This window comes from Streptomyces sp. NPDC050287 (genome assembly GCF_044459385.1).
Classification (GTDB): domain Bacteria; phylum Actinomycetota; class Actinomycetes; order Streptomycetales; family Streptomycetaceae; genus Streptomyces.
In genome coordinates, this window is the sequence record NZ_JBITIY010000006.1 from 67,646 (window position 1) to 86,080 (window position 18,435).

The 18,435-nt window shown below is 70.3% G+C and carries 15 protein-coding genes and 1 pseudogene; 9 read left to right on the forward strand and 7 right to left on the reverse strand.

Annotation, left to right across the window (positions count from 1 at the left end):
* Positions 1-94 precede the first annotated feature (94 nt).
* The gene (locus tag ACIBK3_RS22325; RefSeq protein WP_399367954.1) at positions 95-1,711 is read left to right on the forward strand and encodes an alpha/beta hydrolase; all 1,617 of its coding nucleotides are present in this window, start codon (positions 95-97) and stop codon (positions 1,709-1,711) included.
* Positions 1,712-1,895: 184 nt separating this feature from the next.
* A complete protein-coding gene (locus tag ACIBK3_RS22330) occupies positions 1,896-2,255 on the forward strand; it encodes a hypothetical protein (RefSeq protein WP_399367956.1) in 360 nt (119 codons plus the stop codon).
* 391 nt (positions 2,256-2,646) lie between these two features.
* On the opposite strand, the gene ACIBK3_RS22335 is transcribed toward ACIBK3_RS22330, so the two are convergent.
* Complete coding sequence (locus tag ACIBK3_RS22335; RefSeq protein ID WP_399367958.1) at positions 2,647-3,480, reverse strand: FadR/GntR family transcriptional regulator; 834 nt, start codon at positions 3,478-3,480, stop codon at positions 2,647-2,649.
* Positions 3,481-3,942: 462 nt separating this feature from the next.
* Here ACIBK3_RS22335 and ACIBK3_RS22340 point away from each other — a divergent pair, with 462 nt between their 5' ends.
* Complete coding sequence (locus ACIBK3_RS22340) at positions 3,943-6,639, forward strand: RICIN domain-containing protein (protein ID WP_399367961.1); 2,697 nt, start codon at positions 3,943-3,945, stop codon at positions 6,637-6,639.
* A 96-nt stretch (positions 6,640-6,735) separates the two neighbouring features.
* On the opposite strand, the pseudogene ACIBK3_RS22345 reads toward ACIBK3_RS22340, so the two are convergent.
* Positions 6,736-7,080 (reverse strand): annotated as a pseudogene (locus tag ACIBK3_RS22345) (protein phosphatase); the annotation flags it as partial.
* Between the two features lie 79 nt (positions 7,081-7,159).
* Between ACIBK3_RS22345 and ACIBK3_RS22350 the strand changes: the two are divergent.
* The 4 genes from ACIBK3_RS22350 (at position 7,160) to ACIBK3_RS22365 (ending at position 9,837) form a co-directional block, all read left to right on the forward strand.
* Positions 7,160-7,723, forward strand: a complete 564-nt coding sequence (locus tag ACIBK3_RS22350; protein ID WP_399367963.1) for a SigE family RNA polymerase sigma factor — start codon at positions 7,160-7,162, stop codon at positions 7,721-7,723.
* Positions 7,720-8,685: a hypothetical protein gene (locus ACIBK3_RS22355; RefSeq protein WP_399367965.1), complete on the forward strand. Its 966-nt coding sequence runs from the start codon at positions 7,720-7,722 to the stop codon at positions 8,683-8,685. Before ACIBK3_RS22350 ends, ACIBK3_RS22355 begins: the two co-directional genes overlap by 4 nt.
* 79 nt (positions 8,686-8,764) lie before the next feature.
* On the forward strand, positions 8,765-8,902 hold the full coding sequence (locus tag ACIBK3_RS22360) for a hypothetical protein (protein ID WP_399367967.1): 138 nt from the start codon (positions 8,765-8,767) through the stop codon (positions 8,900-8,902).
* Positions 8,902-9,837: a dihydrodipicolinate synthase family protein gene (locus ACIBK3_RS22365; RefSeq protein ID WP_399367968.1), complete on the forward strand. Its 936-nt coding sequence runs from the start codon at positions 8,902-8,904 to the stop codon at positions 9,835-9,837. The genes ACIBK3_RS22360 and ACIBK3_RS22365 overlap by 1 nt, the downstream gene beginning before the upstream one ends.
* 23 nt (positions 9,838-9,860) lie before the next feature.
* Here ACIBK3_RS22365 and ACIBK3_RS22370 read toward each other — a convergent pair whose 3' ends face one another.
* From ACIBK3_RS22370 to leuA, 5 genes are all read right to left on the reverse strand, one after another.
* Positions 9,861-10,526, reverse strand: coding sequence for a response regulator (locus tag ACIBK3_RS22370; RefSeq protein ID WP_399367970.1), 666 nt, complete (start codon positions 10,524-10,526; stop codon positions 9,861-9,863).
* Positions 10,523-11,707 carry a sensor histidine kinase gene (locus ACIBK3_RS22375; RefSeq protein ID WP_399368900.1) on the reverse strand — a complete coding sequence of 395 codons (1,185 nt, stop codon included), beginning with the start codon at positions 11,705-11,707 and terminating at the stop codon, positions 10,523-10,525. Before ACIBK3_RS22375 ends, ACIBK3_RS22370 begins: the two co-directional genes overlap by 4 nt.
* Before the next feature lie 152 nt (positions 11,708-11,859).
* The gene (locus tag ACIBK3_RS22380) at positions 11,860-13,938 is read right to left on the reverse strand and encodes an MMPL family transporter (RefSeq protein ID WP_399367973.1); all 2,079 of its coding nucleotides are present in this window, start codon (positions 13,936-13,938) and stop codon (positions 11,860-11,862) included.
* Positions 13,939-14,086: 148 nt separating this feature from the next.
* On the reverse strand, positions 14,087-14,782 hold the full coding sequence (locus ACIBK3_RS22385) for a TerB family tellurite resistance protein (RefSeq protein WP_399367975.1): 696 nt from the start codon (positions 14,780-14,782) through the stop codon (positions 14,087-14,089).
* A 185-nt stretch (positions 14,783-14,967) separates the two neighbouring features.
* A complete protein-coding gene (leuA, locus tag ACIBK3_RS22390) occupies positions 14,968-16,689 on the reverse strand; it encodes a 2-isopropylmalate synthase (protein WP_399367977.1) in 1,722 nt (573 codons plus the stop codon).
* Positions 16,690-17,038: 349 nt separating this feature from the next.
* On the opposite strand from leuA, the gene ACIBK3_RS22395 reads away from it, so the two are divergent.
* Entirely contained in the window at positions 17,039-18,109 is a 1,071-nt protein-coding gene (locus ACIBK3_RS22395) for a M4 family metallopeptidase (RefSeq protein WP_399367979.1), read from the forward strand.
* 21 nt (positions 18,110-18,130) lie between these two features.
* Entirely contained in the window at positions 18,131-18,397 is a 267-nt protein-coding gene (locus ACIBK3_RS22400) for a protealysin inhibitor emfourin (protein ID WP_399367981.1), read from the forward strand.
* Positions 18,398-18,435 lie beyond the last annotated feature (38 nt).

Here is an 18,435-nt window from a genome sequence, read left to right on the forward strand (position 1 = left end):
GTGCGGCACCGGCGCTCTCTTGTTGACTCTGTGACTGTCAACGCAGCGATCGGACCAGCGGTCCGACCGTGCCGAGCAGCAGGAGGGCAACACCATGAGAGGGACGCGCAGTTCCGGGAAGTCCGGGTTCCCCGGCGGCCGTCGGTTCGCCACGGCCCTGGTGGTTTCGACGCTGGCCGGAGCCGGGCTGGCCGCATGCGGCGGGGACGCCGAGGACACGCCGCAGGCCAAGGCCGCCAAGCAGACCGCGGAGGCCGAGCAGGCCGCGGACAAGCCGGAGATCACCTGGGGCACGTGCCCGGAGCCGGCCGAGGGAACGAGCCGAAATCCTCGTCTGACCTGCGGGACGTTGAAGGTCCCGCTGTACTACCGAGATCCGGGCGGCAAGAAGATCGAGGTGGCGGTCTCGCGGCTGGCCACCGCCAAACCCGGGAAGAAGCGTGGCGTCCTGCTGCTGAACCCCGGCGGACCGGCCGTGGGTGGTCTCGACATGCCCGCAACCATGGCGTCCACGCTGCCGAAGTCCGTGCTGGACAGCTACGACCTGATCGGCTTCGACCCGCGCGGCGTCGAGCACAGCACTCCGCAGAGCTGCGGTCTGAAGGACCCCAGTGTGTTCGGGCTCTTCCCCTATCCCGCCGCGGACGGCTCGATCACCAAGAACGTGGCCTTCGCCAAGACCAACGCCGAGAAGTGCGCAGACACGGTGGGCGACACCCTGCAGTACTTCACCACCGCCAACACCGCCCGCGACATGGACCGCATCCGCCAGGCGCTCGGTGAGCGGAAGATCTCCTACTGGGGCCAGTCCTACGGCACCTACCTCGGCGCCGTCTACAGGGCCCTGTTCCAGGACCGGACCGACCGGATGATCCTGGAAGGCAACATCGACGCCACCAATGCGTGGGCCGACGAAGTGGCGGACCGCTGGGGCAAGGGCATGGCCGACCGGTTCCCCGACGCGGCCGCCGTCGCCGCGGCCCAGGACGGCACCCTCGGGCTGGGCGACAGCGTCAAGCAGGTGACCCAGAGCTACCTCGCCCTCGCCGACCGGCTCGACCGCATGCCCGTCCCCGTGCCCGGTATGCAGCTGTCGTTGGACGGACCGCTGCTGCGGAACATCACCTACGGCATGCTTCTGCACAACGACACGCTTCCACCGCTGGTCGGTTTCTGGAAAGCCGCCGCCGACCTGGCCGACGGCAGCGCCACCGACGCCGACAACGAGGTTCTCCAGCAGATCCTCGCCGACAGCCCGCAGCCTCCGGGTGTCCCCGCGGACAACCAGGCCACCATGTTCCTGGCTCTCGTCTGCGGCGACGCCGAATGGCCCCATGACACCGACGGCTACGCCACCCGCAGCGCCGCCGACCGCAAGGCGTGGCCCCTCACCGCGGGAATGCCGGGCAACATCTGGGCCTGCGCCTACTGGAAGAAGCCGGCCGAGCAGCCCGTCACCGTGACCGGCGAAGGCCCGCGCAACACCCTGATCCTCCAGAACCGCCGGGACAACGCCACTCCGTGGGAGGGCGGCACAGGGCTGCACAAGGCCCTCGGCGACAGTTCTGCCTTCGTCGGCGTGGACAACGGCGGGCACTACGTCTACAACGAAGGCTCCGCCTGCGCCGACAAGGCGACCGTCGACTTCCTGACCACCGGCCACCTGCCGGGCAAGAACGTCTACTGCACCGACGTCCAGCGCAAGAGGTGATCCGGTGACGCGAGCGAGAAGGCGAACGCGGCGACCAGGTCATGGGGGACGACGGTGATGCACGCGTTCCACTCCGTCATCGCGGAGGCGAGGGCTCTTTGTGGGCCAGTGCTCTGACCGGATAGGTTCGCCGCAAGCTCGCGGTGTTCGGCATGGACGGGCCTCGCCAACCCTCCGTAGGCTGGTGATCGCCTACGAAGGGGGCGGGGTGAACGGCAATCCGCTGTACCACTGGATAGCGCTGGCAGTGTCCACGGCGCTCATGCTCCCGGCGCCGGTGGCGATACTGGCGGGGTGGACACCGCCGTGGATGCGCAAGCGACAGGCCGGGATGCGGCTTCGGGCCTACGGCATTCTGTGCATCTACGCCCTCATGCTCGTCAACGGCATCCCCCGGATCGCCGACGCCTCATTCGAGACGGTCATGGTCTGCATGAACGTCGGCTTCGGGTTCACCGCCACCGCTGCGGTCCTGTTCCTGCTCTCGGCACGTAAGGATTCAGGCGCCCGGACAGCTGGCCCGGTCGAACCTCGAGAAGGCTGAGAGACAGTCTTCGTCTTCTCCATGCCGCCACTGTGCCGGTCGCCGCCCCGCCCGTCCGTCCGCCGATGGTCTACGGCACCGCGCCGAAGGGATGACCGGCTCACCCCTCCGCGACGATACGGCGGGCCGCCTCCGCCTTCTTCCGATGGGCCGCACGGAGTTTCTCCTGGGAGCATTCCGGAGGTTCGACAGGGACGTCGTTGCGGGTTGCCGCGGCAACGCGCGTGCACAGGTCGCGAAGGTGCACCGGGAAACAGTGGTGCGTCCTGTCGCCCGCATGCGCGAGATGCTCGCCCACCGCCCTGAGGCAACCATCCCAGTCGCCTCAGGTTCGGCGTGGTGGAGTGGCAGCGGTAGTAGGCGAGTTCGCCGGTGGTGCGGTTGCGGCGGATCAGCGGCTGGATCCACCGGTCCGGTGGAAGAGCCGACGCTGGATTTCCTGGCGGTAGTCCTGAAGGGTGTTGTCGATGTGTACGGCCGCGGCCTGCGCCGCGGTCTCCGGCTCACCGTTCCGGATCGCCCGGAAGATCGCGGCGTGTTCCTCGACCGCCTTCGCCGCGTGGCCACCGAGCACGCCCGGGAAGCCGATGATGTTGGACTGGCTCTGCAGTCGCCGGGCTTCCCGTACCGCGATGGCCAGGAAGAAGTTGTGCGAGGCGGAGGCGACACCGTCGTGGAAGGCGTCGTCTCCGCGAGCGAACATCTCGACCTGGTCGATCTCCAACCCGTGCCGACACACCTCGACGGCCTGCTCGATGGCACGCAGTTCGGCGGGGGTGGCCCGGGTCGCGGCCAGGCGGCTCGCCTCCATCTCCTGCGCCCGGCGGAACTCGAACAGCATGTAGACGTGTTCGAGGTCGGTGGGCAGGAAGAACGGGTTGCCGCGGCCACCGCCCAACATCCCCGGATCGTCGGCCACGTACAGCCCGCGGCCCTTCTGCGCGCGGACGCGCCCCAGAGCCGAGAGGATCTTCACGGCCTCGCGGACGACGGTACGGCTGGTGCCGAGGCGCTCGGCGAGGTCGTTCTCGGTGGGCATCCGGTCGCCGGGGGCCAGTCCCAGGGTGACGATCAGCTCCAGGACCCGTTCGGCGGCCACCTCGTACCCGGGCCGGTAGCCACTGGCCGACCGGGCCGTGCCCGGCGACAGCCGGTTGGCCTCATCGGCGTCGGAGCGGGCCACGCCGGCCATCGGGGCGGTGCCGGTCGTGTCCGGTGTGGTCAAAACCGTGTCCCATCGAGTCGGCGTCGCCTCGGCCATCTGCGGTCCCCCTCATCGTGCCGTCAGCTGCAAGAGTACGACTCATCTGGTGACGATGACCCCGAAGGTCGCAACCCGCCTCAGCGGCCCGGTCTGGCGACCCGGCACAGCCCCGGCCTGCGGCGGCGCGCTTGGACTCCGTGACGGGCATGTGTCACACGGGTCACTGCAGCGAAAATCAGACACGTGCATCCCTCTTGACACCGTCGTCCCCCGGCCCCGATAAATACTACCTATAGGCAGCGCAGGGCCGATGAGTTCTTCCACGTTTTCACCTGGTCTACGCCTTTTGCCCCAGAAGGACTTCAGAGGTGGCAGACCTGCGGCATACATAAGTCATACACATCCGCGCCCGGCGAGCAGGTGATGCCGTCGCCGCACCTTCGGCACAGCCGACCCGTATGCGATCCGAGGAAGGACATCAGGATGAGAGGTCCGCGCATCGGCGCCGGGCTGAGCCAGGCAGTCGCGGCAGTGGTGATGGTCGCCATCGCGAGCGTGTTGCCGGCCCAGCCCGCCTACGCAGCCGCCACGAGCTTCTACGTCGACCCCGTCAACGGCAGCGACAGCAACTCCGGAACCAGCACGACGGCAGCCTTCAGGACCATTCAGGCCGCCCAGAGGGCCGTCCGCAACATCGACACGAACATGTCCGACGACATCGTCGTGAACCTGAGGGGAGGCACCTACTCCCTCACCAGCCCGGTCACCTTCGGCACGGGCGACTCGGGCACGAACGGCCACACGGTGGTCTACCAGGCGTACAACGGCGAGACGCCGGTGGTGACCAGTGGCAAGACCATCAGCGGCTGGACCGCGGTCGGCAACGGTGAGTACAAGGCACCGGTCGGTACCCTCAACTTCCGGCAGATGTACGTCAACGGGACCCGCGCCACCCGAGCCCGCTACCCCGACATCGGCTCCGACTTCCAGCTCCAGGGCAGCGACAAGACCAACAAGTTGCTCAAGGTTCTCAGCTCGCAGATCTCGAACTGGGGCAACTTCAGCCAGGTCGAGATGGATCTGGAACTGCAGTGGACGGAGAACTACCTGCGCCTGAAGTCGTTCACCAACAGCAACGGCATGGCCAACGTCTCGATCCAGGACCACGAGGCGGGGATCCTGTTTCCGCGCCCCTACCCGGTGCTGTCCAACGGCTCGCCCCTGCACTTCGAGAACGCCCACGAGTTCCTGAACGAGCCAGGTGAGTTCTACGTCGACACAGCCGCGCAGACGGTCTACTACAAGCCCCGCGCCGGGGAGGACATGTCGACGGCGACCGTCCAGGCCCCGACACTTCCGACGCTCTTCGAGATCAACGGCACGAGCCTCAACAGCCCGGCTCACAACCTGCGGTTCTCCGGGGTCACCTTCGCCCGGACCACCTGGATGGAGGCCACCGACAACGGTGAGCTGAACGGCCAGGGCGGCAACTACAACCTCTCGGCCGACACCAGCAACAACCAGTACGTCGGCCGTCCTCCGGCCGGTGTCCACGTCTCCGACACCGACAGCATCTCCTTCACCGGCGACACGTTCACCCAGATGGGCGCCACCGCGCTCGACCTCCACCACGGCGTGCACAACAGCACCGTGACCGGCAACGTCGTCCGTGACGTCTCCGGCAACGGCATCATGCTGGGCAAGTTCTCCGACCCCACAGTCGAGATGCACGCCATCTACAACCCGCCGGCGTCGCCGGCCGGTGAGGACGCCCGCGAGGTCGTCAAGAACGTCACCGTCACCGACAACCTGATCAACCACATCGGTGAGGACTACCTGGGCACGGCCGGCATCAACGCGGGCTTCGTCAACAGCACCACGATCAACCACAACGACATCTCCGACACCCCGTGGGCGGGCATCTCGCTCGGCTGGGGCTGGCAGTCCGCGGCCAACTCGGAGGGCAACAACTCGATCAGTTACAACCGGATCGGCAACGCGCTGAACCGGCTGTGCGACACCGCCGGCATCTACCACCTGTCGAACGACCCCGGCACGGTGATCAACAACAACTACATCCACGACGTGGTGCGAAGCTCCGCGGCATGCGGCTCGGCGGTGGCCGGGATCTACCTGGACGAGGGGTCGAACAACATGACCGTCTCGAACAACGTCCTGTCGCACACCGCCGGCTTCATCAACCAGAACCACAACGGCACCAACGTCACCCTGTCCGGCAACGCCACCACCGGCACCTCGATCATGGAGGCCTCCGGCCTGGAGCCCGCGTACCAGGGGCTCCAGGCGAAGACCAACCTCACCTGGAACAAGCCGGCCTCCGCCTCCTCCGTCAACTCCGCGGGCTACAGCCCGGACAAGGCCGACGACAACAACACCACCACCGGCTGGTCGCCCACCGGCGCCGACACCTCGGCATGGTGGCAGACCGACCTGGGCCAGGCGTACGAGCTGGGCCAGTTCTCGCTGACCACCCGCCAGGAGCTCGACCAGCCCGAGACCCGCAGCAACTTCGAGATCCGGGCCTCGAACGATCCGACCTTCGCCACCTACACGGTGGTGGGACGCCAGGGCTCCGCGACCCTGCCGTACGGATCGACACTCACCGGCAACATCGACGTACGCCAGAAGTTCCGCTACGTGCGCGTCGCCAAGACCGACGGCGCCTACTTCTTCATCGAGGACTTCGGCGTCCAGCAGGCGGACGGCGCCCTGGAGGACTCGACCGGCACGCCGAACGTCAACCCGTCGACGTACTACACGATCAGGAACGCGGGCAGCGGAATGCCGGCCGACGTGGCCAACGGCAACACCGCCGACGGCGCGGGCGTGATCCAGTGGCCGAGCAACGGCGGCACCAACCAGCAGTGGAACATCGTGCCGGTCAGCGGCAACCTCTACAAGATCGTCAACAGGAACAGCGGCAAGGTCATGGACATCGGCAACGGGTCCCACTCCAGGGGCACGACGCTGGATCAGTGGACCTGGAACGGCGGCAACAACCAACTCTGGTACTTCGAACCGGTCAGCGGCGGATGGGTCATCCGCAACTTCGAGAGCGGCCAGGCGCTGGAGGTCGCCGGAGCCTCGACGACCGCGGGCGCCGCCATCGACCAGTGGACGGCGCTCAACCAGACGAACCAGACCTGGACGATCCAGTGATCCGGTAAGGCCGCGGCCGGACGAAGCGGCACAGGGCAGGGAGACAGACTCCCGGCCCTGTGCCGCTCACTCCCACCGCTCGACGTTTCCCCAGGTCAGGCATCGAACCAGCGCCGTCCCCGTCCGGCCCCGGCCGCCGCCGCAGGCGACCTCCACCCGCTCCGAGGCGGCGCGCTCCCACGCCTGGGTCAGGACCACACGGGCCGCCGTACGATCCGCCGGCAGCCGGAAGTCGGGCCAGCGGATCCAGCGGGCCTCCCAGGAGACGTCAGGCGGCCGCCTGCCGAGCAGATGGACGCCGTACGACGGTGTCGGCGCGCCCGGGGCGAGCGGGCGTCGCAGTCCTCGGCCCCGCACCAGCCGCCCGGAGGGCAACCGCAGGACTCCCGGGTCCCCTTCGTTCCACCGCTCGTCGCTCTCGTCGCTGTGGTCGCTTTCCACGGGACCATTCGAACTCGGTACCGGAGTCCGGGCAACCGAATCCGCCGCAACGGTGGTCTGGAGGGCGAGGGGGTGCTTGATGCAGGCCGAACAAGAGGCGCAGTTCCAGGAATTCGTCAGAGCGCGGTGGTCCCGTCTGGTACGGACCGCGTACCTGCTGACCGGCGACGTGCACCACGCCGAGGACCTGACGCAGACCGCGCTGGCGAAGGCGTACCGCTCCTGGCGGCGCGTGTCACGGAGCGACAGTCCGGAGGCGTACGTCCGGCGGATGCTCGTGACCTGCAACAGCGACCGGTTCCGCAAGCGGCGGGTCATGGAGGCGCTGACCTCGGCGCCACCGGAGCGGGCGGGGCGCGACGACGCCGTGTCCCGGGCCGACGAGCGCGGCGTGCTGCTCGGCGCGCTGGCCGGGCTGCCACCGAAGCAGCGGGCGGTGGTCGTCATGCGGTACTGGGAGGACCTGTCGGAGGCGGAGACGGCCCAGATCCTCGGCTGCTCCCCCGGCACGGTGAAGAGCCAGGCGTCCAAGGCGCTGGCGAAGTTGCGTACGTATCCGGGACTCACCCTGGCCATGGACGGATCAGCCCGTCAGCCCGTCGGCATGGAAGGGACGCCGTACCGGCAGGGGGGTAGCAGGTGAACGAGGAACAGTGGCCGCAACCGGGGCCGGAAACGGACGCCGGCGGGAACGGCGACGACAGCTTCGACGAGGGCTTCGAGGAGCGGCTGCGGGAGCTGCTCGCCGAGGACGCGTACACGATCCGGCCGTCGCCGGCGCCGTACCCCACGATCCGCCGCCAGGGCGGGGCCGAGCGGCGGCGCCGGGTGGTGGCGGCCGGAGCCGCGCTGGTGACACTGGCCGCGGTGCCCGTGGGAGCGTACGCCCTGGGCGGGCCGCAGGGGAGCGGTCGGACGACGGCCGCGCGGCCGTCGGCGAGTGCCACGCATGCCACGACGCCGACCCCGTCGCCCACGCCGACCGGGCCCGCGGGACCGGCCACCCCGGGCCAGTTGCACGACGGGATCACGCTCGCGCAGGCCTCGGACGGGCTGGGGAAGTGTCTCGCCTACCACCGGCAGTTCCCGACCGGCCGCTCCGTCGGCCCGGACCTGGGCGCGGCCGACGACTACCGGATCATCCTGGCGATGAGCAGCACCGGGGACTCCAACTCCCCCGGCGACGGCCAGTACATCGTCGCCGTGCGGGAGGAGCCGCAGCAGATCCGGCTGATCTGCCACATCGTGGACAGCGAGGCTTCGGGGCTCAACATCGGCGGCGCCGACGGGCTGCCGGACTCCCCGCCCGTGCTGGCCGACGCCAACGCCGGCAAGCTCTACCAGCAGTCGTTCCTCGACAAGGGCAACTGGAAGCTGCCGTTCCAGTGGGGTGTGATCGGCGCGGTCGAACCGTCCGTGGCCAGGGTGACCGTCTCCTACGGCGACGCCACCAACGAGGCGGTCCTGGACCACGGCTGGTTCGTCGCCTCCGGCACCCTGAACCAGCAGGTCACGGCGGCCCCCCGGATCAAGGGCTACGACACCGGGGGCAAGCTGCTGTACGACTCCGACCAGGACACGTCGTACGAGAAGACCCTCCCGTAAGAGCGAGGCTCCGGGGGCGCCGCACGGGGGTCGGCGCCCCCGGAGCCTTACGCGCTCACGGCGCGGGCCGCTCGGCACCGTGCTGTCGCTGGAAGCCGCGGTGCTCTCGGCCGCGTCGGCCCTCGGACACCGCTTCCGGTGTCACCATCCGGAGGAGGGGGAGGAAGACGCGTCGACGGACGACCTGGTCCGCGAGAGCAACGCCGAGGAGCCTTGATGACCTTCCCCGCCCCGCTGACCGGTGTCGTACCGCCCGTCTGCACGCCCCTGACACCGGACCGCGAGGTGGACGTCCCCTCGCTGCTCAGGCTCGTCGACCATCTGGTGGCGGGCGGGGTGCGCGGACTGTTCGTGCTGGGGTCGAGCGGTGAGGCCGCGTTCCTCCCGGACCGGCAGCGGCGGCTGGTGGTGGAGACGGTCGTGGGCCACGTAGGGGGGCAGCTGCCGGTGCTGGCCGGGGCGATCGACATGACGACGGCCAGGGTGCTGGAGCACGTCCGCGAGGTCACGGCGGCGGGCGCCGAGGCGGTGGTCGTCACCGCGCCCTTCTACACCCGCACCCATCCGGCCGAGATCGCCCGCCACTACCGCCTGGTCGCGGCGGGCAGCCCGGTGCCCGTCCTCGCCTACGACATCCCGATGGCCGTCCACACCAAGCTCCCCTCGGACGTGCTCCTGGACCTCGCCGCCGAGGGCGTCCTGGCCGGCCTCAAGGACTCCAGCGGCGACCTGGCCGGTTTCCGCACGGTCGTCTCCGGCGTCCGCGCCCGCCCCGGCCACGCCGGCTTCAGCCTGCTCACGGGCTCCGAGGTCATCGTCGACGCGGCGATGGCGGTGGGGGCGGACGGCTCGGTGCCGGGCCTCGCCAACGTCGACCCCGAGGGGTACGTCCGCCTGGACCGCCTGTGCCGCACCGGCGACCGGGACGCGGCCCGCGCCGAGCAGGAACGGCTGTGCGCCCTCTTCGGCATGGTGGGCGCCGGCGACCCGGCCCGCATGGGAGCCGGCTCCTCGGCCCTCGGCGCCTTCAAGGCGGCCCTGCACCTGCGCGGCGTCATCGACTGCCCGCTGACGGCCCAGCCGCAGGTGCCGTTGTCGGAGGCGGAGATGGAGCGGGTGGGCACGTTCCTCGTGGCGGCCGGGCTGCTCTAGCGGACGGGGAGGACGACTCCGGGTCACATCGTCCCCGGAATCACCGTCCCCGACTCGTACGCCACGACGACCAGTTGCGCCCTGTCCCGTGCCCCCAGCTTCCCCATGATCCGGCTGACGTGCGTCTTCGCGGTCAGCGGGCTGAGCCCCAACGCCTCCGCGATCTCCGTGTTGTTGAGGCCTCGCGCGACCAGCGCCAGTACCTCGCGCTCGCGCTCCGACAGGCATTCCGGTCCGCTCCCGGCCACCGTGGCCGACGGGCCGCACAGGAACCGGGCGATCAGCCGGGCGGTGGGCCCCGGCGACAGCAGCGCGTCCCCGGCCGTCACCGTGCGGATCGCGTCGAGGAGTTCGGCCGGACGGGTGTCCTTCAGCAGAAACCCGGAGGCTCCGGCGCGCAGCGCCTCGACGACGTGCTCGTCGGTGTCGTAGGTGGTGAGGACCAGCACCTTCACCCCGGCCAGGTCCTCGTCGGCGGCGATCAGCCGGGTCGCCTCGATGCCGTCGAGGTCGGGCATGCGAATGTCCATCACCACCAGGTCGGCCCGTGCGTCGCGGGCCAGCTCGACCGCCTCCCGCCCGGTGCCGGCCTGCCCGACGACCTCCATGTCCCGCGCCGACTCCACGAGCATCGCGAACGCCTCCCGTACCAGCGTCTGGTCGTCGGCGAGCAATACGCGGATGGTCATCCCGTTCCCCCTCCGGGTGTGACGGCGGCGAGCGGCAGTACGGCGGTCACCTCGAAGCCGCCCCCGGTCCGTGGTCCGGCATCGAGTGTGCCACCCACGCTGCGGGCCCGCTCCCGCATCCCGACCAGCCCGAAACCGGGAGTGTTGCCGGGGGTGGGCCCGGTGCCGCCGTCGGTGACCGCGAGACGCAGGGCGCCCCGCTCCTCGTACAGCTCGACCCGTACGGCGGGCTCGGGTCCCGCGTGCCGGACCGCGTTGGTCAGCGCCTCCTGGACGATGCGGTAGGCGGCGGCGCCGACGGCGGGCGGGACCCCGCGCACCCGTACCCGCTGCTCGACCCGGGCGCCCGCGAGCCGCGCGGTCTCCACCAGGTCGGGCAGCCCGGCGAGGCCGGGCAGCGGGCCGCGCGTCTCCCCGTGCTCGGCGGCCCGCAGCACCTCCAGCGTCGTACGCAGTTCGCCGCGTGCGGTGCGGCAGGTCCCGGCGATGTCGTCGAGGGCCTTGGCGACGGTCTCCCGGTCCAGGCGTTCGGGGTCCGCGGCCAGGACGTGCGCGGCGACAGAGGTCTGCACACCGATGAGGGTGATGCTGTGCGCGAGCAGGTCGTGCAGGTCGCGGGCGATCCGCAGCCGCTCCTCGGCGACCCGCCGCCGGGCCTCCTCGTCGCGTGTGCGTTCGGCGCGTTCGGCGCGCTCCACGATGGAGGCGACGTACTGGCGGTAGTAGCGGACGTCGACGCCGAAGAAGAGACAGGCGATCACCCAGCCGGAGGTGCTCAGCAGTTCGGCGGCCTCGTGGGTGTCGACGTTGACCATCACGCTCAGGGCGATCGCGAGCACCGTGACGCCGGTCAGGATCGTGCGCAGGGGGCGGCCGGTGACGGCGACCGTGTAGAGGGCGACGTACGAGGCCGGGGTCGCCGCCAGATGGTTGAACTCGAGCGCGTGGTACGGCACCACGCAGGCCACCCCCGCGGCCAGCACCAGGAGCGGACGGCTGCGCCGCCAGACGAGCGGCACATGCGCCGCGAGCAACAGGGCCCAGCCGAGCGGGCCGGGGCTCCGTGCCTCGTCGACGAAGAGGGCGATGGCCGTGGCGAGCACGGCGAGGCCGGCCGCGAGCAGCGCGTCGTTGCGTGTCCGATGGGGCGCGGTCAGGGGGTCGCGGTTGACGGCCGCCATGATCCGCTCGCCCCGGCGGGGACGCCGAACCGTCCTGGCCGCCCGCACGGGCTCGTCCTCTGTCACCTGCACGGGCTCATCCTCTGTCACCTTCACGGGCTCATCCTCCGGGAGGAGGGCGCCCTTCCGGGAGGGGAAGGACGCCCGAGGGCTCACAGCGGCTCCGGCTGGCGTTCCTGCCGTACCGCAGGCTCCGGTGCCCGTGACAGCCGCCCCGGCCACCACACCGTGCGGCGCAGCGCCACGCTCGCGCTGGTCACCAGATAGGTGCGGACGAGGAAGGTGTCGAGGAGCACGCCGACAGCGATGACGAAGCCCAGCTCGACGAGTTGGACGAGCGGCATGCTGGTGAGCACCGCGAAGGTGGCGGCGAGGACGGCTCCGGCGGAGGCGATGACCCCGCCGGTGGTGCGCAGCGCGGTGAGGGCGGCGGCGACCGGTTCGGCGCCGTTCAGGGACTCCTCGCGCATCCGGTGCATCAGGAAGATGCCGTAGTCGACGCCCAGTGCCACCAGGAACACGAAGGACAGCAGACCGAGTCCGGGGTCGGTGCCCTCGAAGCCGAAGACCGGCCCGAAGACGAGTCCGCCGATGCCGAGGGCCGCGCCCCACACCGCGACCACGGCGCCCACCAGGAGCAGTGGCGCGACGAGTGACCGCAGGAGGGCGATCAGGATCAGCAGGACGGAGACGAGGACGAGCGGCACGACGACCAGCCGGTCGCGGGCGTTGGTGTCCTTCAGGTCGAGCTGTTCGGCGCTGGGACCGCCGACGTAGGAGCCGTCGAGGGTGTCGCGCAGGGCCTCGATGGTGGCCGTCTCCCCCGGGGACTCGGGCGCGGCGGTGGCGATGACGGACAGTTCGGTCCAGCCCTCCCCGCTGCGGCCGCGCTCCACGCTGTCGACGCCCCGGGTGTCCCGGACCTCGGCCAGGGTGGCGGCGGCCTGGTCGGTGGGCGTGATGACGGTGATGGGCTGGGTGCCGCGCTCGGGGTAGGCCGCGGCGAGTGTCTCCATGGCGGCGACCGCGTCCGGCTTGCTGGTGAAGGAGTCCTCCTGCTTGAGGCTGCCGGGCAGGTTGAGCGTGCCCAGCGCGAGCGCGCCGAGCAGGACGGCACCGCCCGCGAGCACGGTCAGCGGCCGGCGTCCGGCGGAACTGCCCATCGCGGCGAACAGCGACCGGCGGGCCTTGGGCGTGCTGCCGTGGCGCGGCACGAGGGGCCAGAAGACGCGGCGCCCGAGCAGCACGAGGAGCGCGGGCAGCAGGGTCAGCATGGCGAGAAGCGCGCACAGCACACCCACCGTGCCGAGCGGCCCCATGCCCCGGCTGCTGTTGAGGTCTGCGGCGAGCAGGCACAGCAGCCCGGCGGCGACGGTCCCGGAGGAGGCGAGCACGGCGGGCCCGCAGCCGCGCAGGGCGGCCACCATGGCGTCGTACGGCCGCTGGATCCGCCGCAGTTCCTCGCGGTAGCGAGAGACGAGCAGCAAGGCGTAGTCGGTGCCCGCGCCGAACACGAGGATCGTCATGATGCCGGAGCTCTGGCCGGACACAGGGGTCCCGAATCCCTGGTTCAGCCCGTACGCCACCCCCATCGACAGGTAGTCGGCCATCCCCGCGACGGCGAGCGGCACCAGCCACAGGAACGGGCTGCGGTAGATGAGGATCAGCAGCAGCGCGACGACGGCCGCGGTGGTGTAGAGCAGCGGCCCGTCGAGCGAGTCGTAGACCTCGCTCGCGTCGGTGTCCAGCCCCGCCGGTCCGCCGACGTCGACGCTCAGCCCGTCCCCGCCCCGGGCGACCTCCCGCACGTCGTTGACGAGCACGTCCCGGGCCTTCTCGTCGATGCCCGGCTCGGTGCTCGCGACCGGGTACATCAGGGTGGTGCCGTCCTTCGACGGGACGCCGCTCGGCTCGCCGGTGAGCCGGTGCGCCCCCGCGATCCGCTCGAGCTGCTCGGCGGCGGTCGCCTTGTCGGCGGCCGTCAGCCCGCCGTCCCGGTGATAGACGACGACCATCTCGGTGGCCTCGCCGCCGGGCAGCCGCTCCTCGATCTTCGCGACCTGCGTGGAGTCGGCGCTCGCCGGGAGATAGTCCACGGCCCGGTCCCGCTGCACGTCCGCCAGCTTCGCCGCGAACGGCGACGTGAGCGCCAGCACGGCGATCCACAGCCCGAGCACCAGCCAGGGCACGGCACGTCGTCGTCCCGGCCCTCTTGTCTTTGCGGCCCCCATGCCGGGCCCCCTTCGGTCGGTTGTCTGGGTCGGTTCCAGACTTCCGGGGGGAAGGGGGCGAGACGTCGGGCGGAAGGGCGAGTTGGGGGGTACCGCGTGGGGTGGCCGGAGGGCCGGCCTTACTCCCTGGGGAGTAATCGAGGCCGTACTACGACGGCGTACGCGCCGCCGCCAGCAGCCGTGTCACGTCGTCCGCGCAGATGGTCAGCGCGGCGCCCACCGTGGTGAGGGCGTCGCGTTCCGCGGGGGTGTACGGGCCGTCCGCGAGGGCGATGCGGGCGCCCTGGAGGAGGATCGATTCGCGGCCGGCCGGCGCGAGGTGGGGGGCCAGGGGCTCCAGGGCCTCGTGGAGCTCTATGGCCAGGCCCGCTCCGCAGGGGCGGCCGTAGACCCGTCCGGTGTCGGCGGCGAGCGCCTCGACCAGGGCCTCCAGCTGGTCCTCGGTGCAGTCGTCGAAGCCGGCGGCGCGGACCGTGGCAGCGGCGGTCTCCAGGGACGTACGGGAGCAGGTGCCGCCCGCGGCGAGCACGGCGAGGGCGACGGTGTGGACGGCGTCGCGGAGCATCGCGGAGAAGCGGGTGGTGGTCGGGTGGTCCAGCACGTCGGTGCCGAAGTGGCGGCGGCAGGCCGCGCACTCCACGACCGGGCCGGTGTCCCCGCGCGGGGCCACCGGCACCCCGAGGAGGGTGAAGCGGCGGCGGCCGGTCAGCCGCTGGTAGTTGCGGTCGCCTCCGCAGCCGGGGCAGAAGAACTCGCCGTCCCCGACGGCCGTCCACGCGGTACGGGTGCCCAGGAGGCGCACAGGCCTGGCGGCAGAGCCGTTTCGTCCCCGTCCTTGGAGCACGTCGCACCTCCGTAACCACGCGGCAACATCGCAGCGCTTGCGTGATGTTAGCCACATCCGAGAGGCGGCGTCATTACCCTGGAGGAGACCTTTCCGTGACCTCCACAGCAAATGGCCGGTATACGACGGGCCCCCGCCCGCCCCGGCAAGGGCGAACGGGGTCCTCGAACCGCCGGTGACGCTGGTCAGCGAGCCGCTCGGTTGACGGCCGAGACGACCGCCTTCAGCGAGGCACGCGTCGTGTTCGCGTCGATGCCGATGCCCCACAGAACCTTGCCGTCGATCGCGCATTCGATGTAGGAAGCGGCCTGCGCGGAGGCGCCCTCGCTCATCGTGTGCTCCTGGTAGTCCAGCAGACGGGCGTCGATGCCGATGCCCTGCAGCGCGTGGAAGAACGCGGAGATCGGACCGTTGCCGGTGCCCACCAGAGTGGTCTCGGCGCCGTCCACCTCGGCCTCGACGGTCAGCGTGTCGACGCCGTCCTTGTCCGTCGTCGACTGCCCGTTCCTGACCTGGATGCGGCCCCACGGGTTCTCGGGGTTGGGCAGGTACTCGTCCTGGAAGGTCGCCCAGATGTCGCCGCCGGTGACCTCGCCGCCCTCGGCGTCCGTCTTGGCCTGGATGATCTTCGAGAACTCGATCTGCATCCGGCGCGGCAGGTCCAGCTTGTGGTCGTTCTTCAGGACGTACGCGATTCCGCCCTTGCCGGACTGCGAGTTGACCCGGATGACCGCCTCGTAGGAGCGGCCGACGTCCTTCGGGTCGATCGGCAGGTACGGGACCGCCCACTCCAGGTCGTCGACGGAGACGCCCTTGGCGGCCGCGTCGGCCTCCATCGCGTCGAAGCCCTTCTTGATGGCGTCCTGGTGGGAGCCGGAGAAGGACGTGTAGACCAGGTCGCCCACGTACGGATGGCGCGGGTGGACCTCCATCTGGTTGCAGTACTCCCACACGCGACGGATCTCGTCGATGTCGGAGAAGTCGATCTGCGGGTCGACGCCCTGGGAGAACAGGTTCATGCCCAGGGTGACCAGGTCGACGTTGCCGGTGCGCTCGCCCTGCCCGAACAGACAGCCCTCGACACGGTCGGCGCCGGCCATCAGCGCCAGCTCGGCGGCGGCGACGGCCGTACCGCGGTCGTTGTGCGGGTGGATCGACAGGCAGACGTGCTCGCGACGGGACAGGTTGCGGCCCATCCACTCGAAGCGGTCCGCGTGCGTGGACGGCGTCGAACGCTCCACCGTCGCGGGCAGGTTGAGGATGATCTCGCGGCCCGGGCCGGGCTGCCAGACGTCCATGACCGCCTCGCAGACCTCCAGCGCGAAGTCCAGCTCGGTGTCGGTGAAGATCTCGGGGCTGTACTGGTAGCCGAACTCCGTCTCCGGACCCAGCAGTTTCTCCGCGTACTCCATCACCAGGCGGGTGCCGTCGACGGCGATCTGCTTGATGTCGTCCTTGGAGCCGCGGAAGACCACGCGGCGGAAGACCGGCGCGGTGGCGTTGTACAGGTGGACCGTGGCGCGCTTGGCGCCCTTCAGGGACTCCACGGTCCGCTCGATCAGGTCCTCGCGGGCCTGGGTCAGTACGGAGATGGTGACGTCGTCGGGGATCGCGCCCGGCTCCTCGACGATGGAGCGTACGAAGTCGAAGTCGGTCTGGCCGGAGGCCGGGAAGCCGACCTCGATCTCCTTGTAGCCCATCTTGACCAGCTGGTCGAACATCCGGCGCTTGCGCTCGGGCGACATCGGGTCGATCAGGGCCTGGTTGCCGTCGCGCAGGTCCGTGGAGAGCCAGCGGGGGGCTACGGTGATCCGGTTGTCGGGCCAGGTGCGGTCCGGGATGTCGACCTGCTCGTACTGGCCGTACTTGTGGATCGGCATGTCACTGGGCTGCTGGCGGTTCGCCATGATGCGGGGGCTCCTCGAATGTCCGCGGTGTCCGCGGGGCCGGAAGGACGGCCGACGACGCAACGCCAAAGCACCGCGGGGAGGGAGTCGGCCTTGATTACAGGCCCTCGCCGCGGCAGCTAAGGAGAAGCAGCCCGAAACGCATGATGCTCCGCAGCCTAGCCGAGCCACGCCGGTTGCGCGGGCCTGTATCAGTATGCGGGACCGCGGGAACCATCGGGACAAAACGTGCGCTATACCACTTCGCCATACCACTTCGTCACTCAGCGTGCGGCTCGCTGTCCCGATATTTCACCAATCATGGTTGCGGGTGGTGACACCGGCATAACTGAGTGCAAGGGTGCCCGGCATGACCACCAACGGGGGCTTCGAGCCCGTCTTCTGTACCGTCGTACCGCCGCATGTCCTGGACAAGCTGGCCCGCAGCGACGACCCAGCGCTCTCCGGTCCCGCCCGGCGCACCCTGATGCGCGACAGCGAGCTGCGCGGCCGCCGCCGCGTCACCACCGAGTTCCGTCTCGCGGCGGCGCCGTCCGCGAAGGCACCCGCCGACCAGCCGCTGCGCACTCTCTACGACGCCGGGCACGGCACCGAGCTGCCCGGCACCAAGGTGCGCGAGGAGGGCTCACAGCCCGGCCAGGACGCCACGGTCAACCGCGCCTACTCCGGCCTCGGCGCCACCTTCGACCTGTACCTCAAGGCCTACGGCCGCCACTCGATCGACGGTGACGGCCTGCCGCTGGACGCGAGCGTCCACTACGACGAGAACTACAACAACGCCTTCTGGAACGGCGAGCAGATGGTGTTCGGCGACGGGGACGGCGAGATCTTCCTCGACTTCACCATCCCGATCGACGTCATCGGCCACGAACTGACCCACGGCGTCACGCAGCACACGGCGAACCTCACGTACTTCGGGCAGCCGGGCGCCCTCAACGAGTCGATGTCCGACGTCTTCGGCTCCCTCATCAAGCAGTTCACACTCGGCCAGACCGCCGCCGAGGCCGACTGGCTGATCGGCGCGGGCCTGCTCGCCCCGAGCGTCACCGGCAAGGCCCTGCGCTCCATGAAGGAGCCGGGCAGCGCGTACGACGACGATGTCCTCGGCAAGGATCCGCAGCCCGCCACGATGGACCAGTACGTCCGCACCGGCCGCGACAACGGCGGCGTCCACATCAACTCCGGCATCCCCAACCACGCCTTCTACCTGGTCGCCACCGCCCTCGGCGGCCACGCCTGGGAGAAGGCGGGCCAGATCTGGTACGACGTCCTGACCGGCGGGGAGCTGTCGGAGAAGGCGTTCTTCGGCGACTTCGCGAAGCTGACCGTGAAGGCCGCGCGGGAGCGCTTCGGCGACGGCGGCGAGGAACTCCAGGCCGTGGAGAAGGCGTGGGAGCAGGTCGGGGTGCGGATCCTGTGACTCCGTACTAGACAGGGACCCATGCGTATTCAAGTGCGGCGCACGGGCGGGTTCGCGGGGATCGAGCGGCACGCCGAGGTGGACACCTCGGGACGGCCCGACGCCCACGAGTGGCAGGCCCTGGCCGAGCAGGCGGTCGCCGCCGGCCGGGGCACGCCCCCGGTCGGGGTACCGGACGGCTTCAGCTACCAGATCACCGTGGACGACAGGACGGTGTACGCGGCCGATCCCCGGCTCACGGAGGAACAGCGGAAGCTGATCTCGCGGGTGCTGAAGGAGGGTGCCTGAGCGGCACACGCGCAACTGCTTGTTCCTGCCTGCCCGTT

Bases quoted from the DNA above. Each gene is read 5' to 3' on its own strand.
- ACIBK3_RS22325 (WP_399367954.1), top strand. From the start codon at position 95: ATGAGAGGGACGCGCAGTTCCGGGAAGTCCGGGTTCCCCGGCGGCCGT.
- ACIBK3_RS22340 (WP_399367961.1), top strand. From the start codon at position 3,943: ATGAGAGGTCCGCGCATCGGCGCCGGGCTGAGCCAGGCAGTCGCGGCA.
- ACIBK3_RS22350 (WP_399367963.1), top strand. From the start codon at position 7,160: ATGCAGGCCGAACAAGAGGCGCAGTTCCAGGAATTCGTCAGAGCGCGG.
- ACIBK3_RS22365 (WP_399367968.1), top strand. From the start codon at position 8,902: ATGACCTTCCCCGCCCCGCTGACCGGTGTCGTACCGCCCGTCTGCACG.
- ACIBK3_RS22370 (WP_399367970.1), bottom strand. From the start codon at position 10,526: ATGACCATCCGCGTATTGCTCGCCGACGACCAGACGCTGGTACGGGAG.
- ACIBK3_RS22375 (WP_399368900.1), bottom strand. From the start codon at position 11,707: ATGGCGGCCGTCAACCGCGACCCCCTGACCGCGCCCCATCGGACACGC.
- ACIBK3_RS22380 (WP_399367973.1), bottom strand. From the start codon at position 13,938: ATGGGGGCCGCAAAGACAAGAGGGCCGGGACGACGACGTGCCGTGCCC.
- leuA (WP_399367977.1), bottom strand. From the start codon at position 16,689: ATGGCGAACCGCCAGCAGCCCAGTGACATGCCGATCCACAAGTACGGC.
- ACIBK3_RS22395 (WP_399367979.1), top strand. From the start codon at position 17,039: ATGACCACCAACGGGGGCTTCGAGCCCGTCTTCTGTACCGTCGTACCG.
- ACIBK3_RS22400 (WP_399367981.1), top strand. From the start codon at position 18,131: ATGCGTATTCAAGTGCGGCGCACGGGCGGGTTCGCGGGGATCGAGCGG.